The organism is Arenibacter algicola (assembly GCF_018860365.1).
GTDB lineage: Bacteria > Bacteroidota > Bacteroidia > Flavobacteriales > Flavobacteriaceae > Arenibacter > Arenibacter algicola_B.
On sequence record NZ_JAHKPO010000003.1, the window covers coordinates 116,608 to 137,190 of the forward strand.

The 20,583-nt window shown below is 39.0% G+C and carries 16 protein-coding genes; 7 read left to right on the forward strand and 9 right to left on the reverse strand.

What is annotated here, in order from left to right; translation table 11 throughout:
• Positions 1-35: 35 nt before the first annotated feature.
• Positions 36-851, reverse strand: coding sequence for an NUDIX hydrolase (locus tag KO529_RS02460; RefSeq protein WP_215946350.1), 816 nt, complete (start codon positions 849-851; stop codon positions 36-38).
• Between the two features lie 282 nt (positions 852-1,133).
• Here KO529_RS02460 and KO529_RS02465 point away from each other — a divergent pair, with 282 nt between their 5' ends.
• Positions 1,134-4,172 carry a ThuA domain-containing protein gene (locus KO529_RS02465; RefSeq protein ID WP_215946351.1) on the forward strand — a complete coding sequence of 1,013 codons (3,039 nt, stop codon included), beginning with the start codon at positions 1,134-1,136 and terminating at the stop codon, positions 4,170-4,172.
• Positions 4,173-4,356: 184 nt separating this feature from the next.
• Here KO529_RS02465 and KO529_RS02470 read toward each other — a convergent pair whose 3' ends face one another.
• The 4 genes from KO529_RS02470 to KO529_RS02485 form a co-directional block, all read right to left on the reverse strand.
• On the reverse strand, positions 4,357-5,118 hold the full coding sequence (locus KO529_RS02470) for a LytR/AlgR family response regulator transcription factor (protein WP_215946352.1): 762 nt from the start codon (positions 5,116-5,118) through the stop codon (positions 4,357-4,359).
• A complete protein-coding gene (locus tag KO529_RS02475) occupies positions 5,115-6,152 on the reverse strand; it encodes a sensor histidine kinase (RefSeq protein ID WP_215946353.1) in 1,038 nt (345 codons plus the stop codon). Before KO529_RS02475 ends, KO529_RS02470 begins: the two co-directional genes overlap by 4 nt.
• 150 nt (positions 6,153-6,302) lie before the next feature.
• Complete coding sequence (locus KO529_RS02480) at positions 6,303-6,785, reverse strand: hypothetical protein (RefSeq protein WP_215946354.1); 483 nt, start codon at positions 6,783-6,785, stop codon at positions 6,303-6,305.
• Positions 6,786-7,067: 282 nt separating this feature from the next.
• The gene (locus KO529_RS02485) at positions 7,068-7,751 is read right to left on the reverse strand and encodes a cell division ATP-binding protein FtsE (RefSeq protein WP_215946355.1); all 684 of its coding nucleotides are present in this window, start codon (positions 7,749-7,751) and stop codon (positions 7,068-7,070) included.
• Positions 7,752-7,898: 147 nt separating this feature from the next.
• On the opposite strand from KO529_RS02485, the gene KO529_RS02490 reads away from it, so the two are divergent.
• The 6 genes from KO529_RS02490 to KO529_RS02515 all read left to right on the forward strand — a co-directional run bounded on the left by KO529_RS02490 (position 7,899) and on the right by KO529_RS02515 (position 16,140).
• Positions 7,899-10,922: a tetratricopeptide repeat protein gene (locus KO529_RS02490; RefSeq protein WP_215946356.1), complete on the forward strand. Its 3,024-nt coding sequence runs from the start codon at positions 7,899-7,901 to the stop codon at positions 10,920-10,922.
• Between the two features lie 25 nt (positions 10,923-10,947).
• On the forward strand, positions 10,948-12,699 hold the full coding sequence (locus tag KO529_RS02495) for a TonB-dependent receptor domain-containing protein (protein WP_215946357.1): 1,752 nt from the start codon (positions 10,948-10,950) through the stop codon (positions 12,697-12,699).
• Between the two features lie 316 nt (positions 12,700-13,015).
• Positions 13,016-13,441, forward strand: coding sequence for a hypothetical protein (locus tag KO529_RS02500; RefSeq protein ID WP_215946358.1), 426 nt, complete (start codon positions 13,016-13,018; stop codon positions 13,439-13,441).
• A gap of 153 nt (positions 13,442-13,594) precedes the next feature.
• Positions 13,595-14,680, forward strand: coding sequence for an OmpA family protein (locus KO529_RS02505; protein ID WP_252734283.1), 1,086 nt, complete (start codon positions 13,595-13,597; stop codon positions 14,678-14,680).
• Between the two features lie 124 nt (positions 14,681-14,804).
• On the forward strand, positions 14,805-14,996 hold the full coding sequence (locus KO529_RS02510) for a cold-shock protein (protein ID WP_031442744.1): 192 nt from the start codon (positions 14,805-14,807) through the stop codon (positions 14,994-14,996).
• A 427-nt stretch (positions 14,997-15,423) separates the two neighbouring features.
• Positions 15,424-16,140: a sugar isomerase domain-containing protein gene (locus KO529_RS02515; RefSeq protein ID WP_215946359.1), complete on the forward strand. Its 717-nt coding sequence runs from the start codon at positions 15,424-15,426 to the stop codon at positions 16,138-16,140.
• A 16-nt stretch (positions 16,141-16,156) separates the two neighbouring features.
• Here KO529_RS02515 and KO529_RS02520 read toward each other — a convergent pair whose 3' ends face one another.
• From KO529_RS02520 to KO529_RS02535, 4 genes are all read right to left on the reverse strand, one after another.
• The gene (locus tag KO529_RS02520) at positions 16,157-17,431 is read right to left on the reverse strand and encodes an Nramp family divalent metal transporter (protein ID WP_215946360.1); all 1,275 of its coding nucleotides are present in this window, start codon (positions 17,429-17,431) and stop codon (positions 16,157-16,159) included.
• 4 nt (positions 17,432-17,435) lie between these two features.
• The gene (locus KO529_RS02525) at positions 17,436-18,104 is read right to left on the reverse strand and encodes a bifunctional 4-hydroxy-2-oxoglutarate aldolase/2-dehydro-3-deoxy-phosphogluconate aldolase (protein ID WP_215946361.1); all 669 of its coding nucleotides are present in this window, start codon (positions 18,102-18,104) and stop codon (positions 17,436-17,438) included.
• Positions 18,105-18,304: 200 nt separating this feature from the next.
• Entirely contained in the window at positions 18,305-19,069 is a 765-nt protein-coding gene (locus KO529_RS02530; protein WP_215946362.1) for an SDR family NAD(P)-dependent oxidoreductase, read from the reverse strand.
• A 30-nt stretch (positions 19,070-19,099) separates the two neighbouring features.
• Positions 19,100-20,383, reverse strand: a complete 1,284-nt coding sequence (locus tag KO529_RS02535) for an MFS transporter (RefSeq protein WP_215946363.1) — start codon at positions 20,381-20,383, stop codon at positions 19,100-19,102.
• Between the last annotated feature and the right edge of the window lie 200 nt (positions 20,384-20,583).

Here is a 20,583-nt window from a genome sequence, read left to right on the forward strand (position 1 = left end):
AAAGTGGTTTTAAATATAAAAGGCTAGTCAATATATTAAATCAATTGGCCTGAATCTTTAAGTAAATCAAAAATTAATTTATCAACTTCAGAAACTTTTTCCCTGTCCTTGTAGTGCAGCCAAAATATTTCGCCTACTTCAGGCATAATGGTGAGTGTTCCGGTATACTGGGCGGCATAACAGGTGGACCGCACTAAAATAGTAGGTTTGTTATCATCGGCCCGTGCTTCAAAAATCCCCAAATGTTCAAAGGAGGAGATTTCTAGAATTATTCCCAGCTCATTTTTTATTTCCCGTGAAAGTGTCATTACATCGGACTCTTTTGGTTCTTTTTGTCCCCCTGGAAGTATATACTTGGTGTTTCCTGCTGGTTTAATGGCCAATAGCTTTTGGTCTACAATATGGATCCATTTCAATTGGTCTATGATTTCGGTCGAAGGTTCAATATAGTAATCAATGGAATTAAGGGAGTGGTTCTTATCTATAAGATCCAAGAGTTGATCTATGGCTGATCCAAATTTGGTGAGTGTTCCCAACTTGTTGTTGCGGCCAAGGGCACTGGAAATGGTTTCGTCCCGATTACCAAATTTATAGCCGCCTTTTTTGATCCACAATACGTTTAAAAGATGTTGCATCCCAACATTTCCCAATTGATCTATAGAGATGGCTATTTCTAGAAGATACTCGGACAATCCTACAATACCCTTTTTGAATAAACCATGAAAAATACCATATATAAAACCCAAAGGGAGAGTGAGTGTGAGTAAAAATATAGAGATGAAGAACAGGAGGATCCCAATCAACGGGTTCACCTTTTTGTCTACCTTATAGACTTGTTTTTTTAGAATCATTGGTCTTAGTTGGTAGCTTAAAGGTATAAAATAATTTCTGCCGAAAGGAGGGGTTTTAAAAGTGCTATTGGAAATGGATAAATGAAATCGTATCCATAATTAAAAGTGTAGCTGTAATAATATTAAATAAATGCTATATTTGAGAAATTCTAAAATTTCGGATATTGCCAGTTGTTTGTTTTTTTAATGAGCTAAGTGCTTATGATATTCCTACTTCCAATAATTCTATGTAAAACTTAAGCTTATCCGATAGATCGAAATAATCATTTTAAAATCTTATTGATGAAAAATCACATTGCCCTTGTCCTTGGTCTTTTTATACTGTTTTTTAGTTCTTGTGATAGCAAGAAAAGGGAAGGCGAACCCCGAATTTTGGTCTTTTCCAAGACCATGGGCTTTAAACATGCTTCTATACCCAATGGTTTGGAAGCAATACAGAAGTTGGGGATGGAGAACAAAATTAGTGTAGATACGACCAAGAATGCCGATATCTTTAATGATGACGACTTAAAGAAGTACTCTGCAGTAGTATTTCTTAGTACCACTGGCAATATATTGGATGCTAAACAAGAGGCTGCCTTTGAGAGGTATATTCAGGCCGGCGGAGGTTTTGTTGGTGTTCATGCTGCAACGGATACCGAGTATGATTGGGGTTGGTATGGAAGATTGGTCGGGGCTTATTTTGATAGTCACCCAGCAGGTACTCCGGAGGCGGATTTTGTTATTAAGGACAACACTTTCAGTGCTACAAGTATGTTTAGCGATTCTATCTGGCATCGCACCGATGAACTCTATAATTTTAAGAAATTAAATCTTGAGGTAAACGTTTTAATGACCGTTGACGAAAATACCTATAAAGGTGGTAAAAATGGAGAACATCATCCTATGAGTTGGTATCACGAATACGATGGTGGCCGAGCCTTTTATACTGCCCTGGGCCATACTGCGGAAAGTTTTTCCGAAGATTTGTATTTAAAACATCTTCTTGGGGGCATTCAATATGCCATTGGGAAGAATGAAATCTTGGATTATACAAAGGTTACTACTCAGATTCCTCCAGATTCTGATCGCTTTACCAAAGTTCCTTTGAAATTTGGTGAGTTTTTTGAGCCTACCGAAATGGCTATTTTACCCAATAATGACATTTTGGTTTCCCAAAGACGTGGCGAAATAATGCTTTACAAAGCTGCTACTGAAGAATTGTCCCAGGTGGGATTTTTGGATGTGTATCATAAGACCCTAAACACACCAAATGTAAATGCAGAGGAAGGGTTAATGGGATTGCAAAAGGATCCCAATTTTGAAACCAACCATTGGATTTATGTTTATTATAGTCCAACTGGCGATAAGTGGGTCAATAGATTGTCTAGATTCAAGTTTGAGAACGATGTTTTTGATATGGCCTCCGAGCAGATTATTCTAGAAGTGGATAGTCAGCGTGAAATATGCTGCCATACAGCTGGTTCCATAGCTTTTGGTCCAGATAATATGTTGTATTTGTCAACAGGGGATAATAGTACCCCCTTTAATGAAAAAGGGGCGAAGTATACCAATAAAGGGTATGCGCCTTTAAACGATTTACCGGGAAAGGAACAGTACGATGCCCGTAGATCCTCAGGGAACACCAATGATCTCAGGGGTAAGATATTGCGTATTAAGGTAAATGAGGACGGAAGTTACAGTATCCCCGAAGGAAATTTATTCCCAGTAGGTACGGCCAAGACCAGACCTGAAATATTTACCATGGGCCATCGCAATCCATATCGGATTTCGGTAGACCCCAAGAAGGGTTATGTATATTGGGGAGATGTGGGGCCTGATGCTAGAGTAGATAGTTTGGATACTAGAGGGCCAAGGGGTTACGATGAAATGAATCAGGCCAGGGAAGCGGGCAATTTTGGTTGGCCATTATTCGTTGCCGACAATAAACCTTATCGCGACTATGACTATGCCACAGGCGAAAGTGGAGAAGCTTTTGATCCGCAAAAACCCATCAATGATTCTAAAAACAATACTGGGTTAAGGGAGCTTCCGAAGGCCATGCCAGCCTATGGTTTTTATCCGTACGTAGCATCCCAAGAATTTCCGCAAACCGGTACCGGTGGAAGGAATGCTATGGCGGGACCCGTGTATTATTCGGATCTTTACCATGGACCCAATGCCCTGCCAGAGTATTATGATGGTAAGGTGTTGGTTTACGATTGGATACGTGGCTGGATGATGGCCGTTAGTTTGTTTCCCAATGGGGAATTTAATAAAATGGAGCCTTTTGCCGATCAAATTAAGGTAAATAACCTTATAGATATGGAAGTAGGTCCTGATGGTAGGGTATACCTCTTGGAATACGGCAGTGGCTGGTTTTCTAAAAATGATGATTCTGCATTGAGTTATATTGAATATAATGGAGGCAATAGACCTCCGGTGATCGAGAATATCACTGTAGATAAAACATCGGGAAAAATACCGTTGACCATTACGGCCAAGGTTGAGGCTAGTGATAGGGAGCAAGATGTTATGACCTATCTTTGGGACCTGGGGAACGGTGAGACCAAGGAAACCACTACTCCCCAAATAACCTATACCTATGAAAATGTAGGGGACTATTTTGTTTCCGCTTCTGTTGTGGATGCTAAGAAAGCTTCTGCCAAAAGTGAGGCTTTAAATGTTGTGGCCGGAAATACCAGGCCGGAGGTTTCAATAGATATCAGTGGAGGTAGCTCATCCTTTTTTGTACCGGGAGAAGCAGTGAGCTATAAGGTTTCCGTTGTGGATCCGGATGGTTCTGTAATCGATGCGGACAATATTTTTGTTTCCGTAGATTATCTGGAAGGTATGGATGAGGCCTCACTTTCTTTGGGACATCAAGAAGTTTCAGCGGCCGTTACCGGAAAAGCCCTGACCTTGGCATTGGACTGTAAGACCTGCCATAAGGAAAAGGAAAAATCTGTTGGACCCATGTACCGCGATATTGCTGAAAAGTATAAGAACGATAAAAAGGGGCTTAGCTATCTGCAAGGAAAGATAATTTCCGGGGGTAGTGGCGTTTGGGGAGAGGTAACCATGCCTGCCCATCCCAACCTTACCAAGGATGAATCTAGGCAAATTGGGCTGTATATCCAGTCCCTTGCAAGTACTGCTGTTAAGAAGAAATCCTTACCGGCAGCGGGAAGCATAGTTCCAAACCCTACCAAGGGCGAAACAGTAATGGTTATTACGGCAAGCTATACCGATAATGGGGAAAATAATGTAAAACCCTTGACAGGTTCTAAATCGGTGGTATTGCAAAAAGACGCCAATACCGACAAAGCAGGGGCCAAGTAAGGGTCGTTTTTTGTGAATTATTTACCCCTTATGGTTGCCAATTTTGCAATCATAAGGGGTAAGTTTTGTTAAATTAGATGCCATCCGGCGGATTGATTTTACGGTCCGCAAGCTTGAAATCTATGGCCTTTGATGGATAAATGGTTTTGTCTTAGAAGTAATAATTGTTACTTTAATTTTTGGGTCAGTTATTCATCCAGTTTTTAAATTCGGCGGCTTTGGCCTTACTGACTACTACTCGCTCTTCATAAACCGGGATTACGTTTACGATAAGCTTTCCGTTGAAATATTGTTTGATGCCAGAAATAGAGTCTCTTTGAACAATGAATTGACGGTTAAGGCGGTAAAAAATGCCAGGGTCCAGGTCATTTTCAATATCTTCCAATTTTTGTTCTATGATATAAGTTTGTTTATCCTTGGTTACCGCTTTAACGATTCCGTTATCAATATATAGGTACGCAATTTTTTCTGTCTTTAATGGAATTAATTCATCCCTATGATGGACCAAATACATTGATTTGTAACCTTTTTTCTGATCTTTTAATAAATGCAGTAATCCCTCGACTTGATTGGTAATAAGGCCCTTGCCTTTTTTTTGCTCTTTAAATTGAATCAGGCTTTCTTCCAGCTCATCCTCATCTATGGGTTTTAATAAATAATCGATGCTATTTAGTTTGAAAGCTTTTAAGGCATATTGGTCATAAGCGGTAGTAAAGATTATGGGAGCGTCAATTTTAATGGCGTCAAAAATTTCAAATGACAGCCCATCGGCCAAGTGTATATCCATAAAAACCAGGTCGGCTCCCTGATTTTTCGAAAAATAATCGACAGAGGTTTTTACAGAGTCTAAAACTGCCAATACCTCAATGGTATCCTCTAAGTTTTTTAGCATATAGACAAGATTTTCACTTGCCGCCAATTCATCTTCTACAATTACTACTTTCATGTCATTTTGTTCAAAGGTAACTTTACACGGAATATATCATTTTGTTTATCCACAATAATTTGTTGCTTTCTTATCATGTAATAACGTTTGTACAGATTTAAAAGTCCGGTACCGGTACCTTCCGCCAATGTAGTCCGCGCCCGTACTTTGTTTTCAACATAAATGCATTCACCCTGTGAGTAGATTTGAACTTTTAAAGGATGTGTTTCCGAAATCTCGTTATGTTTTACTGCATTTTCTACCAATAACTGTAATGCCAAAGGTGGAATTTTTCTATCAAGATAACTTTCGTCGATTGCAATATCAATTTGAAAACGGTTCCTGTATCTTGTTTTTATTAAATAGGTATAGCTTTCTAGGAACTTAAGTTCCTCTTTTAAAGAGACCAGATCTCTATCCCCGCTTTGCAATATATAACGGTACATAAAGGAAAGCTTTTTAACAAAAATGGTAGCCTCCTTATTGTCTCGTATAAGGGAATTGAGTGTGTTTAGGGAATTGAAAAGAAAATGCGGGTTGATTTGATTCTTTAGGGCAGAAAGTTCATTTTGTAGGTTTTGTTGTTTTAAATGTTCATTTTCCAGAATACTTTCTCCCTGAATAATTTTTAGCCTTAAAATTCTGGAGATAAAAAGGATGATGATGAGGACAACGATGAATATAAAATCTTGAAAATCCTCTTCCCTGTTAGAAATGTCCTTGTCAATAAAAATAGGGTATACGAAATTTAGGATAGAAATTGTGGCCAATAGAATTCCAATATTGCCCAAGAGCCTCAATCCCCAATCCAGTAAGCGGTACTTTTTAGGGATGCGATAAATAAAATTGGTATTGAACTGCAGTGCAGACCATGAAAAAAGGAAGAAAAACCAGAATTTTAAATCAAGATCTACAAATAGCTCACTGGAAAAAATCTCTTTATTGAGACCTGTTGACCTAAATAGCGATATGGTCAGTGGAAGGGTCACTAAAACAGCAATAAGTAAGGCTATCTTTATTATTTCAAGCTGTTTTACCTGTTTTATAGTTTCCATATTACCTTTGTTGTTTTAAATATACTTCATTACACCTCCCTATCATAGTTCTCAAGATGGATTTTGTAGTTCTCCCGGTTTGGAGTGCAAAAAAGCCCCTGAATAGAGTCAAGGGCTTGTAGGTGATAAATTTATGTATTTATATTATTGTTATTTGGCATAAGCGTTAAATCCCTTGGGCAAATAGTTCATTACTTCAAAGCCAAGGTTGATCTCTTCCTCAATTTCTTCTACTACAATATCGTTAAGGTTCAGTTCCATACCGGCATAGGCATTAAAACCAAGGGGAAGATATTTTGCCGGATCAAATCCCAATACAATTTCTTCATCCAATTCCTCAACAATAATACTGTTAAGATCCAATTCCATCCCAGCATAAGCATTGAATCCAAGAGGGAGGTAGGTTGTAGTCTCAAATCCTAAATTAATTTCTTCCTCCACTTCAATAAGGTTAATTTGATCCAAACTTAAATTTCTTACTTCTTCATCCATAAGCAATCCTTCGGCAAAGGGGTTGTGTGATTCAATATAACAGTTAATGTCATCAGAGTTTAAACATTTGTCCTTTCCTGAAAATGAGAACAGTGAAAGAGATACTAGTATGGTACTTAATAAAAAAGCTGCGTTTTTCATGATATATAATTTTATGAATATTTTGATATGCAATTTATTTCTGGTGCAAAGATAAGGGGCGCATTAGTGCCTTTTAGGTGGTTATTAAGTGAAGTGGACAAAATGGTGGGTGAAGCGACTTTGGATTTAACTGAACCGAACCTGATTTGGAAAATAAAGTAATTAAAATGGTGTCTAATGGCCTATGCGCAACTAGATAAGCCAGTAATATAACCAGCTATTTTAGGTCGGTTTGATGAAGGATATGGCGGGTCTATGCCAGACTATTTTCTTTTTTAATATTTAAACTGCCCGTTGTATTACTTCAAAAACCTTATTGCCATCGCACTTTAATGTCTTGGATGGATATTTAAGAATAAGGGCATAGTCGTGGGTGGCCATAAGGATGGTCCTTCCCGTTTTATTGATGTCCTGAAGTACCTTCATCACTTCTACACTGGTCTGTGGGTCGAGATTCCCGGTAGGCTCGTCCGCCAGAATTAGGTCTGGATCATTTAATAGCGCTCGGGCTATGGCGATACGTTGTTGTTCCCCTCCCGAAAGTTCATGGGGAAATTTAAAGCCTTTTGTTTTCATGCCCACTTTATCCAGGACATCTTCAATCTTGGCGTTCATCTCACTATGGTCTTTCCAGCCGGTGGCCTTTAGTACAAAAAGGAGGTTATTGTTGACGTTGCGATCTGGTAATAATTTAAAATCTTGAAAAACCACCCCTAGTTTTCTTCTCAAATATGGAATTTCTTTTTCTTTCAAGGTGGTGAGATCGAAATCTACAATATGGCCGCTTCCCTGTTTTAATGGAAGATCGCCATATAAAGTTTTCATAAAGCTGCTCTTTCCACTGCCTGTCTTTCCGATAAGGTATACGAATTCCCCTTTTTTGATTTCAAGGCTAATATCGTTCAATACTAAATTTTCACCCTGAAATACGGCTACATCCTTCAATCGCAATATGCTTTCGCCCATAGTTTTTAATGTTGATATAAAAGTAATAAGTTCCTTTGGAATTAAGTCAAATCTTCTTTAAAAATCTTTTTCTTTATCATATACTTAGGGACAATATTTATCGTTATATAATTTAATTACGGTAATTCTTAACTTCTAGAGAACACTATGCTAAGAAAAAAAACCGCTGTAATACTGTGTTTTGTTGGGTCTTTATTTTACGTAAATGCCCAAGAATCCGAGATCTATACTTTTGACCAAAAGGACTACCAAGAAGCTTTGGCCTTGTATAACAATAAACAGTATCAGGCAGCTCAGACTATCTTTGAAAGAGTAAAAAATAATACCAGGGATGAAGAGACCCAGGCCAACAGTGCTTATTATGCCGCTACTGCTGCAATTCGCCTAAATCAGTTGGGGGCCGATAGGTTGATGGAAGACTTTGTTGAAAAGTATCCAACTTCTACCAAACGTAATTCTGCCTATCTCGATGTTGCCGATTATTATTTTGCAACCGGAAAATACCCCTACGCCTTAAAATGGTATACCAAGGTAGATCAAAGTTCCATGTCCAGAAAAGACAAGGAACGCTTCAATTTTAACAATGGTTATGCCTTGTTTTCCTCCAATAAACCAAAAGAGGCCGAACGTTACCTTAACCAGGTGACCACTTCTCCGACCTATGGTTCCCAAGCCAAGTATTACTTGGGGTATATTGCTTATCAGCAGGACGATTATGCCCAGGCCAACCAGCGTTTTGATCAGATTACCGACCAAGAACTGTTGGAAGAAAAGCTGTCCTACTATCAGGCGGATATGAACTTTAAATTGGGCAAGTTTGAAGAGGCTATTGCCTTGGCGAAAAAGCAATTGCCAAAATCTGATCGAAATGAAGTTTCTGAACTCAATAAAATTATTGGGGAGAGTTATTTCAACCTAAAACAATACGCCAATGCCATACCCTATTTGTCCGAATACAAGGGGAAAAGGGGAAAGTGGAGCAATACCGATTATTATCTATTGGGCTATTCCTACTATATGCAGGGCGATTATGCGAATGGGATACAGCAATTCAACAAAATAATCGATGGTAACAATGATGTTTCCCAGAATGCCTATTATCATTTGGCGGAATGCTATCTAAAGCTGGATAAAAAACAAGAGGCCTTGAACGCCTTTAGAAATGCCTCCCAAATGGATTTCAATCCTGAAATTCAAAAGGATGCCTATTTAAATTATGCCAGACTGAGTTATGAAATAGGGAACGCATATGAGCCTGTGCCCAAGGTGTTGACCAATTATTTGGAGAAATATCCCAATGATGCCAATAAAGGGGAGATGCAGGAACTTTTGGTGGATTCTTATATTACTTCCAAAAATTTTGCCGGTGCCATGGAGCTTTTGGAGAAAAACAAAAACTTTGCCAGTAAGGCTACCTATCAGAAAGTGGCGTTTTATCGGGGAGTGGAATTGTTCTTGGAGGGGAATTACGAGGAAGCATCAGCCGTGTTTAAGAAATCCCTGGACAATGCCGAAGATCAATACTTTAAGGCAAGATCTAGCTACTGGAAGGCGGAATCGGATTATAATATGAACCGTTTTGATGATGCCCTGACCGGATATCTTCAATTCAAATCAAATCCGAGTGCCAGAGCAACTCCTGAATTTAAGGACTTGAATTACAATCTGGCATATACCTATTTCAAATTGAGAAATTATAACAATGCCATATCTGCGTTTTCCAGTTATGTGGAGACCAATAACGGGGATAGTGAAAAACTTAACGATGCCTATCTACGCTTAGGGGATAGCTATTTTGTAAGCAGCAAATATTGGCCTGCCATAGAGACTTATAACAAGGCAATAGCACGGAATAGTGCTTCGAGCGATTATGCTGCCTATCAAAAGGCGCTGAGCTATGGGTTTGTGGACAGGAGTGCAACCAAAATAGAGGAGCTTTCCAATTTTGTGTCCAGGTATCCCAATTCAACACTTAAGGACGACGCTTTGTTTGAACTGGCCAATTCCTATGTGAGGGCCAATAATACGGAAAGAGGGTTGCAGTTATACGATCAGCTCACCATGGATTATAAGGGCAGCTCTTTGGTGCCACAGGCCATGTTGCGTCAAGGATTGGTGCATTATAATGCCAATCGCAATGAACAGGCTTTGGCCAAATTTAAAACGGTGGTAAGGGACCACCCAAACACTCAGGAAGCGCTTCAGGCCGTAACTACGGCCAAGCTTATTTATGTAGACCTGGGTAGGGTGAATGAATATGCCCAATGGGTGAAAGGTCTCGATTTTGTTGAGGTGACCGATACAGAACTGGACAATGCTACTTTTGAATCTGCTGACAAACAATATATTGAAGGCAATCAGGATGCGGCCATAAAGGGATATGAGGCCTATGTTAAACAATTTCCAAACGGATTGAATACCTTAAAAGCCAATTTTAATTTGGCACAATTGTATTTTGGAAAAGGTCAGAAGGATAAAGCATTGCCCTACTTTAAAAATGTGGCAGGCAAGGGGACCAATGAATATGCAGAACAGGCACTTACAAGGGTGTGCGAGATTTATGTAGGCAAAAATGATTATGTCACTGCCATTCCCTTTTTGGAAGAACTGGAAGTCAAGGCGGAAATTCAGCAGAATATCACCTTTGCCCAGTCCAATTTAATGAAGGGTTACTATGAGCGGTCAGACTATGCTAAGACCATTCAGTACGCCACTAAAGTGTTATCCAATTCCAACATTGATAACCGTATAAAAAGTGATGCACAAATAATGATCGCAAGATCGGCCATTAAGACCAAGGATGAGAACAGGGCGGAAAAGGCCTATTCGGAAGTGCTTAAAATTGCAACTGGGGAGTTAGCGGCCGAGGCACTTTATTACGATGCTTATTTCAAGAACAAGTCTCAAAATTACGAGGCTTCCAACGCTTCGGTTCAAAAATTGGCCAAGGATTATGCGGGGTATAAGGAGTGGAGCGCCAAAGGCTTGATCATTATGGCCAAGAACTTCTATGCCTTGGGAGATGCTTTCCAAGCAACCTATATTTTGGATAGTGTTATCGCCAATTTCGGGGATTATCCGGAAATAGTGGCCCAGGCCAAACAGGAGTCGTCCATTATTAAGGCAAAAGAAGCTCAAAGTAATTCCTCTATTAATCCAGAGGGAAATTAAAATTTCCTTGCAAAAAGAACACAATATGCACAAGCACATAAAAATATCCATTTTTGCTATTCTAGGTTTTCTACAAATCGGATTGGCACAGGACGATAAAAAAGATTTAGGTACGGAAACGGTGACAGTGGTAAAGGCCTATGCACCTACCATTTCGGACGCGTTTAAGGTGAAGTCGGTCCCCACTTTGAACGATTCCATTGTTTTGCAAAAAAAGCCAATCAAATACAGCATATTTTCTGTACCTGTTGCCTCTACTTTTACTCCTTCCAAGGGTAAAGCTTCAGGTGTGAAGAAACTGCCTCCGGAAAAAATATATAACTCCTATGCATCAATAGGTCTGGGCAACTATAATAACGCTTTGGCTGATTTTTATACCAGTAGTGCCCTAAATAGGGATGAAAGATTGGATGTAAGCCTAAACCACCATTCCTCAAGGGGAGAAATAGACGGAACTGCTTTGGATAATATATTTTATAATACCAAATTGGACGCCAATTATACCAAAAGGGACAGGGATATAAGTTGGGGAGCCAATATAGGGGCACAACATCAATTATATAATTGGTACGGAATTCCCAATGGATATTATACAGAGGAACTAGTGAACGGCATAGATGAAAAACAGAACTATTTTAATGCATTTGCAGGTGGTTTTGTGGAAATGGAAGATTCTTTTTTTAAGAGTGCCAATTTGTACTATAGACGATTTTGGGATTCCACTAAATCAGGTGAAAATAGGGCAGTGCTAAAGCCTGCCTTCGAATTCCCTTTGGGAGATGAGTTATTGACGCTTAAGGCCAAGGTAGATTATTTGGGGGGTAAGTTTAAAAATGGTCAAGTGGCCAATGATTCCAATGTTCCCGGAATAGATTATTCGCATTTACAAGTTGGTATAAATCCCAATATTAATATTTTAGGGGATGATCTTTCGCTTAATCTGGGCGTAAATTTAGTGTATGGCATGGATTTGGAAAACAGTGAGGGCAACTTTTATATTTATCCCACAATAACGGCATCCTATCGTTTGTTGGATGAGGTAGCCATAGCTTACGGTGGGGTAGAGGGTGAGTTAAAGCAAAACTCGTTCTATGGATTTGTAGAAGAGAACCCATACGTTTCCCCAACTTTGGACATGCAACCTACAGACCAACAATATGATGCCTACATAGGCTTAAAAGGACAATTATTACCTAATCTTAGCTATAACCTAAAGGGCTCTTATATGGCGGAAAATAGAAAACCACTATTTTTGCTAAATCCTGAAAATACCTCCAGGACAGACGAAAAAGGGTATTTCTATGGTAATAGCTTCCAGGTGTTTTATGATGATGTAAAGACCTTAGGAGTCTTTGGTGAATTAAACGTAGATATAAACCGTAATTTTAGCCTGGGGATAAATGCCCAAGTATATGATTACGATACGGAAACCGATAATCCTGCTTGGAACCTACCAGGTCTTACTGCCGCTATGTTTATGGATTATCAAATAGGGGAGAAGTGGTTCATGGGTGCCAATTTGTTTTATGTAGGGGAACGCGATGACCTTTATACGGTGGCCTCTCCGGGAACTTTACCGGCAGATTTTGCAATGACTCCAGTTACCTTGGATAGCTATTTTGATGCCAATGCGCATATTGGCTATCGCATAAACGAGCAATTGTCAGTTTTTGCAAAGGCAAATAATATAGCCAACCAGAATTATATGCGTTGGAATAATTATCAAGTACAGGGTTTCCAGGTTTTGGCCGGAGCCACGTACAAATTTGATCTATAGATAAAAAAGAATATTTAGAATTAGCGGTTGCTCATGATCTGCCAAAAACCCCGTGGTATTTTATGATCGCCGTAAATGTACCTTCTGCCTTTAGTTTTCTATCTCGGGAAGCAAAAAAGGCAGTAAGGTATTTTTGTTTTTAGGAGGTTTGCCATTATATGGGTGTTATATAGCGTTGGGACCTCTTGTCCCATTTTTTGAGCTGAAATTCTGCGATACAGCTGCCTGGGTTTAAGATTTTTTTCAAAGTAGTGCTGGTCTGTGTATAACTTTATTTTGTTGTCTAGATAATTATTAATTATAAAATTTTATAAGAATGAAAAATATTGGAAAATTGTTTTGCGCTTGTCTTTTTTTTGTTTCGGGTAGTACGTCGCTTTTGGCAGTAAACTCAGGTCATAGTCATTATTGTCCCAATAATTTAACCGAAGTGCTAGAAGAAGTGTATAAATCTCCAATCGGAACATGGGAATATACAGTGGAGGATGTTCCTTATGAATATAGTGCCGGTTTGTTAATTATTACTAAGGACAAAGAGGGGTATAAGGTAGTGGTAAAGGTAAATTATAATACCTTGACGGCTTCGGAAGTAAAGGTAAATGAGAATAAAGTAAACTTTTCGGTTTATATTGAAGGGGGAGAAGTGCAGGTTTCCTTGCAAGTGAAGGATGATGTTATAAATGGTAAGGCCAATTCTACAGAAGGCTCATTTTCGTTGAAAGGGAAAAGAAATAAATCCTAATAGTTATATAGATCAGACAGTTGTATTTGTCCATAGGTATTACAAACATCCCTGAATATGGGGATGTTTTTTTATTTTTGATAAAATGTACTTAAACTTTTTGTCCGTGAGGGATTCTTTCTGCCAATAAGTTTTACATACAATTTGTTCAGTATGAGGCAAATCGCTGTAGGTTGTAGAAATTGGATAGGGATTTTGTCCGTATTATGCCTCGGTAGGGCCATGTCCCAAAACCTAGTAGAAAATCCAAGTTTTGAATCTTTTTTGGAATGCCCGGATCATTTAGGGAACTTTGGGGAAGACCTTAAATATTGGTCCGTACCTACTAAGGGAACTACTGATTATTTTAATAGCTGTAGTCTTAGCATGGGGGTGCCCACCAATTTTATGGGAGAGCAGACGGCAAAATTTGGGAACGCCTATCTGGGATTCTATATGTATGCCCCTGAAGATTACAGGGAATATATCCAAGGAGAGTTAAAGGAGCCTTTAAAGCAAGGGGTTACCTATACAGTGTCCTTTTATATTAGTTTGGCCGAGAATTCGGATCATGTTGTTCGTGATTTTGATGTCCTTTTGTCTACAAAACCAATAGAGGTTAAAATAAAAAAGGGACTCACTAAATGGCAGCTTTCCAAAATAGAAGGAAATAATTTTACCATAATTGAAATTTTGGGCAACGAATTTATAACTGATGACAATGCATGGACCAAGATTTCTACCAATTTTCTTGCTGCGGGCGGCGAGCAGTTTATTACTATTGGTAATTTTAAGAACAATGCTTCTACAAGGCGACAGAGATTGGTAAAGAAAAAAAATGTGAATGGGGCCTATTATTTTTTGGATATGGTATATGTTGATGAGGGAATGCAGACCTATGCCTTGGACGAGGCCCATATTTTTGAAAATGTTCATTTTAATTTTGATGAGTCCCATCTAGGGGAAAAGGGCGCTCATGAGATAATGCGCGTCTACAATTATTTGCAATCAGACAGTACTTTGAACATTGTAATCAATGGATATACAGACAATTTGGGTACTTCTTCCTACAATACAGACCTTTCTGTTAAACGTGCAATGGCAGTGGCAAATAGGTTGATCCAATTGGGTTTGGCCGGCCAAAGAATTACCTACAATGGTTTTGGAGCAGCGCAACCACTAGGAAATAATGAGGATGAAGAGGGTAGGGCACAGAATAGAAGGGTAGAGTTTATAATTTTCAAAACCCCTGAAAAGTAAGCTTTTAAAGGGCTGAGCGATTTTTTTTTAAATACATGTTAAAATTGTTGGCTATAAATGATTGTGGTTCAAACTTTTGGAACTATATTTGATTCACAATAAGTAATTAATTTAAATTTTAGTAATGAGTAGAGGAACAGTAAAATTTTTCAACGATGCCAAAGGATTTGGGTTCATCACAGAAGAAGGTTCTAACAAAGAACATTTTGTACACATCTCTGGTTTAATCGACGAAATTCGCGAAGGCGATGAAGTTGAGTTTGAACTAAAAGAAGGAAAAAAAGGATTAAACGCAGTAAACGTTAAAGTTATTTAATATATACTTTTTTAATTTCCTAAGACCTAAGGCCTATCGTTTGATAGGCTTTTTTTTGTTCGTGAGACCCGTATTTTAAAAGCCGCAGGCGCATTGGAATACGATAGTCGAACGAACCCCGCCAAAAGGCGGGGTTTTCGGTATAATACCAGATCTTGGGAGGGTTTAATACCCCGAGCTTCGGGTACGTGCCTTATAGGAGTCCAGTGAATGGTTTAGGTTTTAATGCCATTACTGTTTCAATACTGCTTTACCCCCAATGCTATGGCCAATAATGTGATTATATATCTTTATACCTTCAGGTGGCTATGATTTTATTCTTTATATTGGATTTTGGAAACCTTAGTTGGCATTATTGGTAGACGTGCTAGTACATCCCGATAGTAATACATATGGTTTCCTTCAATAACTAAATGTAATTGTTCCTATGTTCGAATATTTGGATAAAATAAAATTACTGATCAATAAAATGTCCACTGAACAGAAGGATCAATTGGTCAGTGCCGCTAATATTGTAGCGGATGTTATCAAGAATGATGGCATAATTCACACCATAGGCACAGGTCATTCCCAAATGATAGGGATGGAAATGTTTGGCAGGGCCTCCAATTTGGCCAACGTAAATGCCATTATGGACGATATGGTGCTTATGGCCAGCGGGGCAAGAAGATCGGCTAAAATGGAACAAATTAGTGGACTTGCCGAAATACTTTGGAATAAGTATCAATTTAATAAAGGGGATGTGTTGATTGTTGTTTCAAATTCGGGAAGAAATGCCTTGCCCTTGGAGATGGCTATGAAGGCAAAGCAGAAAGGGTTAAGTACAATAGCGATCACCTCTTTGGAGCAGTCCAAAAAGTATCCTTCCAGGCATTCTAGCGGAAAGAAATTATATCAGATTGCGGATTTGGTCATTGATAATTGTGTTCCATCCGGGGATGGGGTTATCGCCATAAACGACCTTCTTATAGGTCCTGCTTCCTCGGTACTGGGAATGATCATTGTAAACATAATCTCGACCGAAGCCATAAAAATTAATTTGGACAGAGGTGTGGATGTCTCCGTTTTTCAAAGTCAGAACATAGATGAGGCGGACAATGAGGCGCTCTATCAAAAATATGAATCTAGGGTAAAACATTTATAGCATCTATTAGGGCTCCCTAAAAGAAGTCCAACAGGGCCACAATCCCATTATAAGAGATAATAATTGAAAAAAGAAAAGCGGCATATAATCCTATATTTAGGAAAACACTTGCTTTGTATTTGCCCATTAGCTTTTTATTATTAATCAGTAAAATAATTCCAAGTATTACCAGGGGTAATACAAATACATTAAAAACTTGGGACAAAATTTGCATTTCTATAGGGTTGGCGCCAAAAACAGGAACAATTAGGGCAAATAGACATGCAACGGCCGTAATTATCTTAAACTGTTTGGAAGTGGTGTCCAATTCCCCCGATTGGTAATCGGCCAATAGGATAGGAGCAATCAATAGGCAGGGAAATATAGAGGACAGACCAGCGCTTAAAGTCCCGAAGAAGAACAGGGTCAATGCGAATTTTCCAGCGACCGGTTCCAGGGTGTTTACCATATCCAATACTTTGGTTACCGGTTGACCTTGATGAAACAGAGCTTCGCTGGCTACGGCCATGACCGATGCACTAATAACAAAGACAAGACAGGCGGCTATTATGGAATCCTTTTTTTGTTGCTTAAGGTTGTTGATATTCCATCCTTTGCCCTTAACAAATAAAGGTCGGGATAAAAAAGTAGCAGCAGCCATGGTGGTACCTACAAAGGCGGCCACCATCATTTTACCTCCTTCCACCTTGGGTATGGACGGTATTAATCCTTTAGCGACTTCAATAGGCAAGGGGTAGACCATAAAAAGTGAGATAAAAAAGGAAAGTCCCATAATGGTGACGAAAATGACCAATATTTTTTCAAAGAAGGCATACTTCCCTACCATTAGGAAACCGTACATGATTATAATGACCACTATGGCAATTATTAAAACGGATTCATATTGAAAGCCTTCCAAATTGGGAAAATAGATGAGGAATATCTCGAAGATAATGTTGGCGGAAATCCCTAAAATACCCATTAAAGAATTCCATTGCCCAAATGAAATGCCAATGATTATCATTATGGCAATTAGCTTTCCCCATCTTAGGTGCTTCTTAAAAGCAAATAGGGCTGTTTCTCCGGTGACCAGGGCGAAATTACCATAGGAATACATTAAGATTCCGGAGAATAGGCAGCTCAGCAACAAAACCCATAGCAATTGCATGCCGTAGGTGCTTCCTGCAACGATCATGGAGGTTACACTTCCTGTACCGATAGTATATCCAATGGCAAAAATTCCGGGGCCAAAGGCCAGAACCAAAGCCAATAATTTTTTTAAAAGTGAATTTTTTTTGGTCTGGTTTTCCATCAATTTAGTTTCTTAGCTTTATTATAGACCCTAAAGTTTCGCGAACGGTATTTTCAAGTCCAACGAAATCCTCATTGGTCAATATTTCTTTACTAATAAGTTGGGATCCCAGTCCTACACAGGTTACGCCGGCATTGAACCATGCCTTTAAGTTGGAAACTTCAGTAGTGACCCCTCCGGTGGGCATTATGCTTGTCCAGGGTTGTGGTCCTTTAATGGCCTTTACGAATGAAGGACCATAAGTAGATCCGGGAAACAATTTTACGATTTCGCAACCCAATTCCTCAGCATTGTTAATTTCGGTAAGGGAACCGCATCCAGGAGACCAAAGGACTTTTCTTCTATTACAGGCAATTGCAATATCTTCCCTGAGGGATGGGGTTACTATAAAATTGGCCCCCATTTGCATATATAATGAAGCTGCGGCGGCATCGGTAATGGAACCTACCCCGAGAATCATGCCTGGAAGTTCTTTTATGGCAAATTTGTTCAGTGCTGAGAAAACTTCGAAAGCGAAGTCGCCCCTTGCTGTAAATTCCATTAATCTGGCACCACCATCGTAGCAGGCTTTTAAAACCTTCTTGCCAAGTGCTATGTCCGAATGGTAGAACAAAGGTACCATTCCGGTTTCCTTCATAATAGTTGCTACTTCTATTCTTGTGTATTGTGCCATATATTTTTATTACTATTTGGTAGTCTTCCGGGTACTGTAGCAGACGGTATACTTTGGCCAAGAAAAAAGAATTCAGCGTGCCGTTTGCAAAGACGTGGGCCAAGTATGTGATCTGTAAATACAAATAAATCCGGGAAGAGCCTTTCGGCCTATAAATTCCCGGATTTTAATTACTTTTTTACTTATTGTTTTCTATTTCCTTAAATCCCTAAACCTTGTCCACCACCTATTTGGATAGTTTCGGCAGTAAGGAAAGCGGCATCCTTACCAGCTAAAAACGAAATTACAGAGGCTACTTCCTCAGGTTGTCCTAATCTTCCTAACAAGATATTGTTTTTCCAGGAAGCGAATACTTCTGGTTTGGTAGATTTAATTTCGGTATGGAAAGGGGTGTCAATGGTACCCGGAGATACCGCATTTACTCTAATTCCATATTCGGCAAGGTCTTTTGCCAATGCCCTGGTTATGGCATGGACACCCGCTTTGGATGTTCCATAAATTCCTGCTCCAGGCCCTCCGGCATTCCAGCCTGCAATGGATGTGTAGTTAATGATGGTAGGAAGATCTCCTTTTTTTAGATAAGGTATAGCAGCTCTTGAAGCGAAAAATACTGAATCCAAGTTTAATGCCATCACAAATCTGTAAAATTCAGTGGTCATTTCTTCAAACCTGGATCTTCCGCCCAGTCCACCTGCATTGTTTACTAGAACATCAATTTTTCCATATTTCTTGCCAATTTTATTAATGTTTGCTGTTACTTCGTCTTCCTTGGTAACATCAAATCCGTAATATTCAGCAGTGATACCTTCGGCAGTAAGCTCTTTAATTCTTTTAGCTCCTCCTTCATCATCTATACCGTTCAATACTACTGTGTATCCGTCTTTGCCCAATCTTTTTGCTACTTCGAAACCAATGCCTCCGGTAGCTCCTGTTATTACTGCTACTTTTCCTTTTGAATTACTCATATTTCAATTTTTATATTATTAAATTTTAAATTATTCTACTGATTTTATATTCTTTGCGAAATAATAGATAGATCCTACGCCAAGAGGAACGAAAATGGCTATGGCCACAAAAATGGGTGTATAGGAAACCTTTGCAATTACAGGTACTAAAAAGTTCATGATAATTACAGAAAACACCCCTACCATGCCACCTAGACCGGCCAAAGACCCTACAGATTTACCACTAAAAAAGTCGCTAGGTAAGGTTTGGATATTTCCAATGGCAAACTGAAATCCGAATAACACTATAAATACGATCGCAACGAATTTTTCTGGGGTATCTGCAAACAAAATAGTCGCTATAAGACCCAAGGCCATTATGACGCCACCTATGAAAATAGTGGTTTTCCTACCTTTGTTTATTGAGTTCGTTTTTGAAATAATGACTCCAGAAACATAGCCGCCTGCAATACTCCCAATGGCTGCACCTACGTAAGGAACCCAGGCAAACATTCCCACTTCTTTTACATTAAAGCCATACACGTCAAATAAATATATGGGCATCCAGCCCACAAAGAGCCACCAGATAGGTTCCAAGAAGAATCTACTTGCTACAATGGCCCAAGATTCTTTATAAGAAAGTATTTCTTTTAGGCTAAGTCCTTTTTGGTCTTCAGTGGCATTTTGATCGGCTACACTTTGTCCTTCTGAAATAAATTTTTGTTCTTCTTCTGTTATCCAAGGATGCTTTTTTGGTCCCGCTTTATTGATTAACAGCCAAGGAATAATCCATAAAAGACCTATGGCCCCTACTATGATAAACGTAACTTCCCAACCATAGGCCACAAAAAGGACTGCTATTAGGGGTGGTGCTATAACCGACCCAATGGAGGCACCGGCATTGAACAACCCCTGCGCTATGGCACGTTCTTTTATTGGAAACCATTCCGCATTGCTTTTTACGGCACCTGGCCAGTTTCCTGCTTCAGATAATCCTAATGTTGTTCTGAAAAATGCAAGTGATAAAAACCCTCTTACTGTAGAGTGCAATAAGGTGGATAAACTCCAAATACCAATGCTGATTACATATCCAATCCTGGTACCTACTTTATCGAATAGTTTGCCCGAGAATAATTGTCCCAAGGCATAAGCTACCATGAAAATATTTAGGATATAGCTATAGTGATCTTTGGTTAGGCCCAAAGAATGGGATATGGAGCCTTCAACATTCTCATTGCCCCACATTATGGACAAAGCACTTCTGTCTATATAATTAATAACAGTTGCTAAAAAGATAAGACCGATAATGAACCAACGTAATCCTTTAATTTTCATAGTATTTTGCTTTGGTTTGTATTTCTGTTGCTATGTCATTTTAGGCAATAGAGGGTAAGCGGATGAATTATCCGTGCTTTTTTAATACTTGAATTATAGCTGTAAATTTTAGGAGTATTTAAATATTACTCAATTCCATAGTATTATTTCAAGTATTATTTCCCTTCAGATTATTTTTTTATAAAGCGATAAAAGTGTGC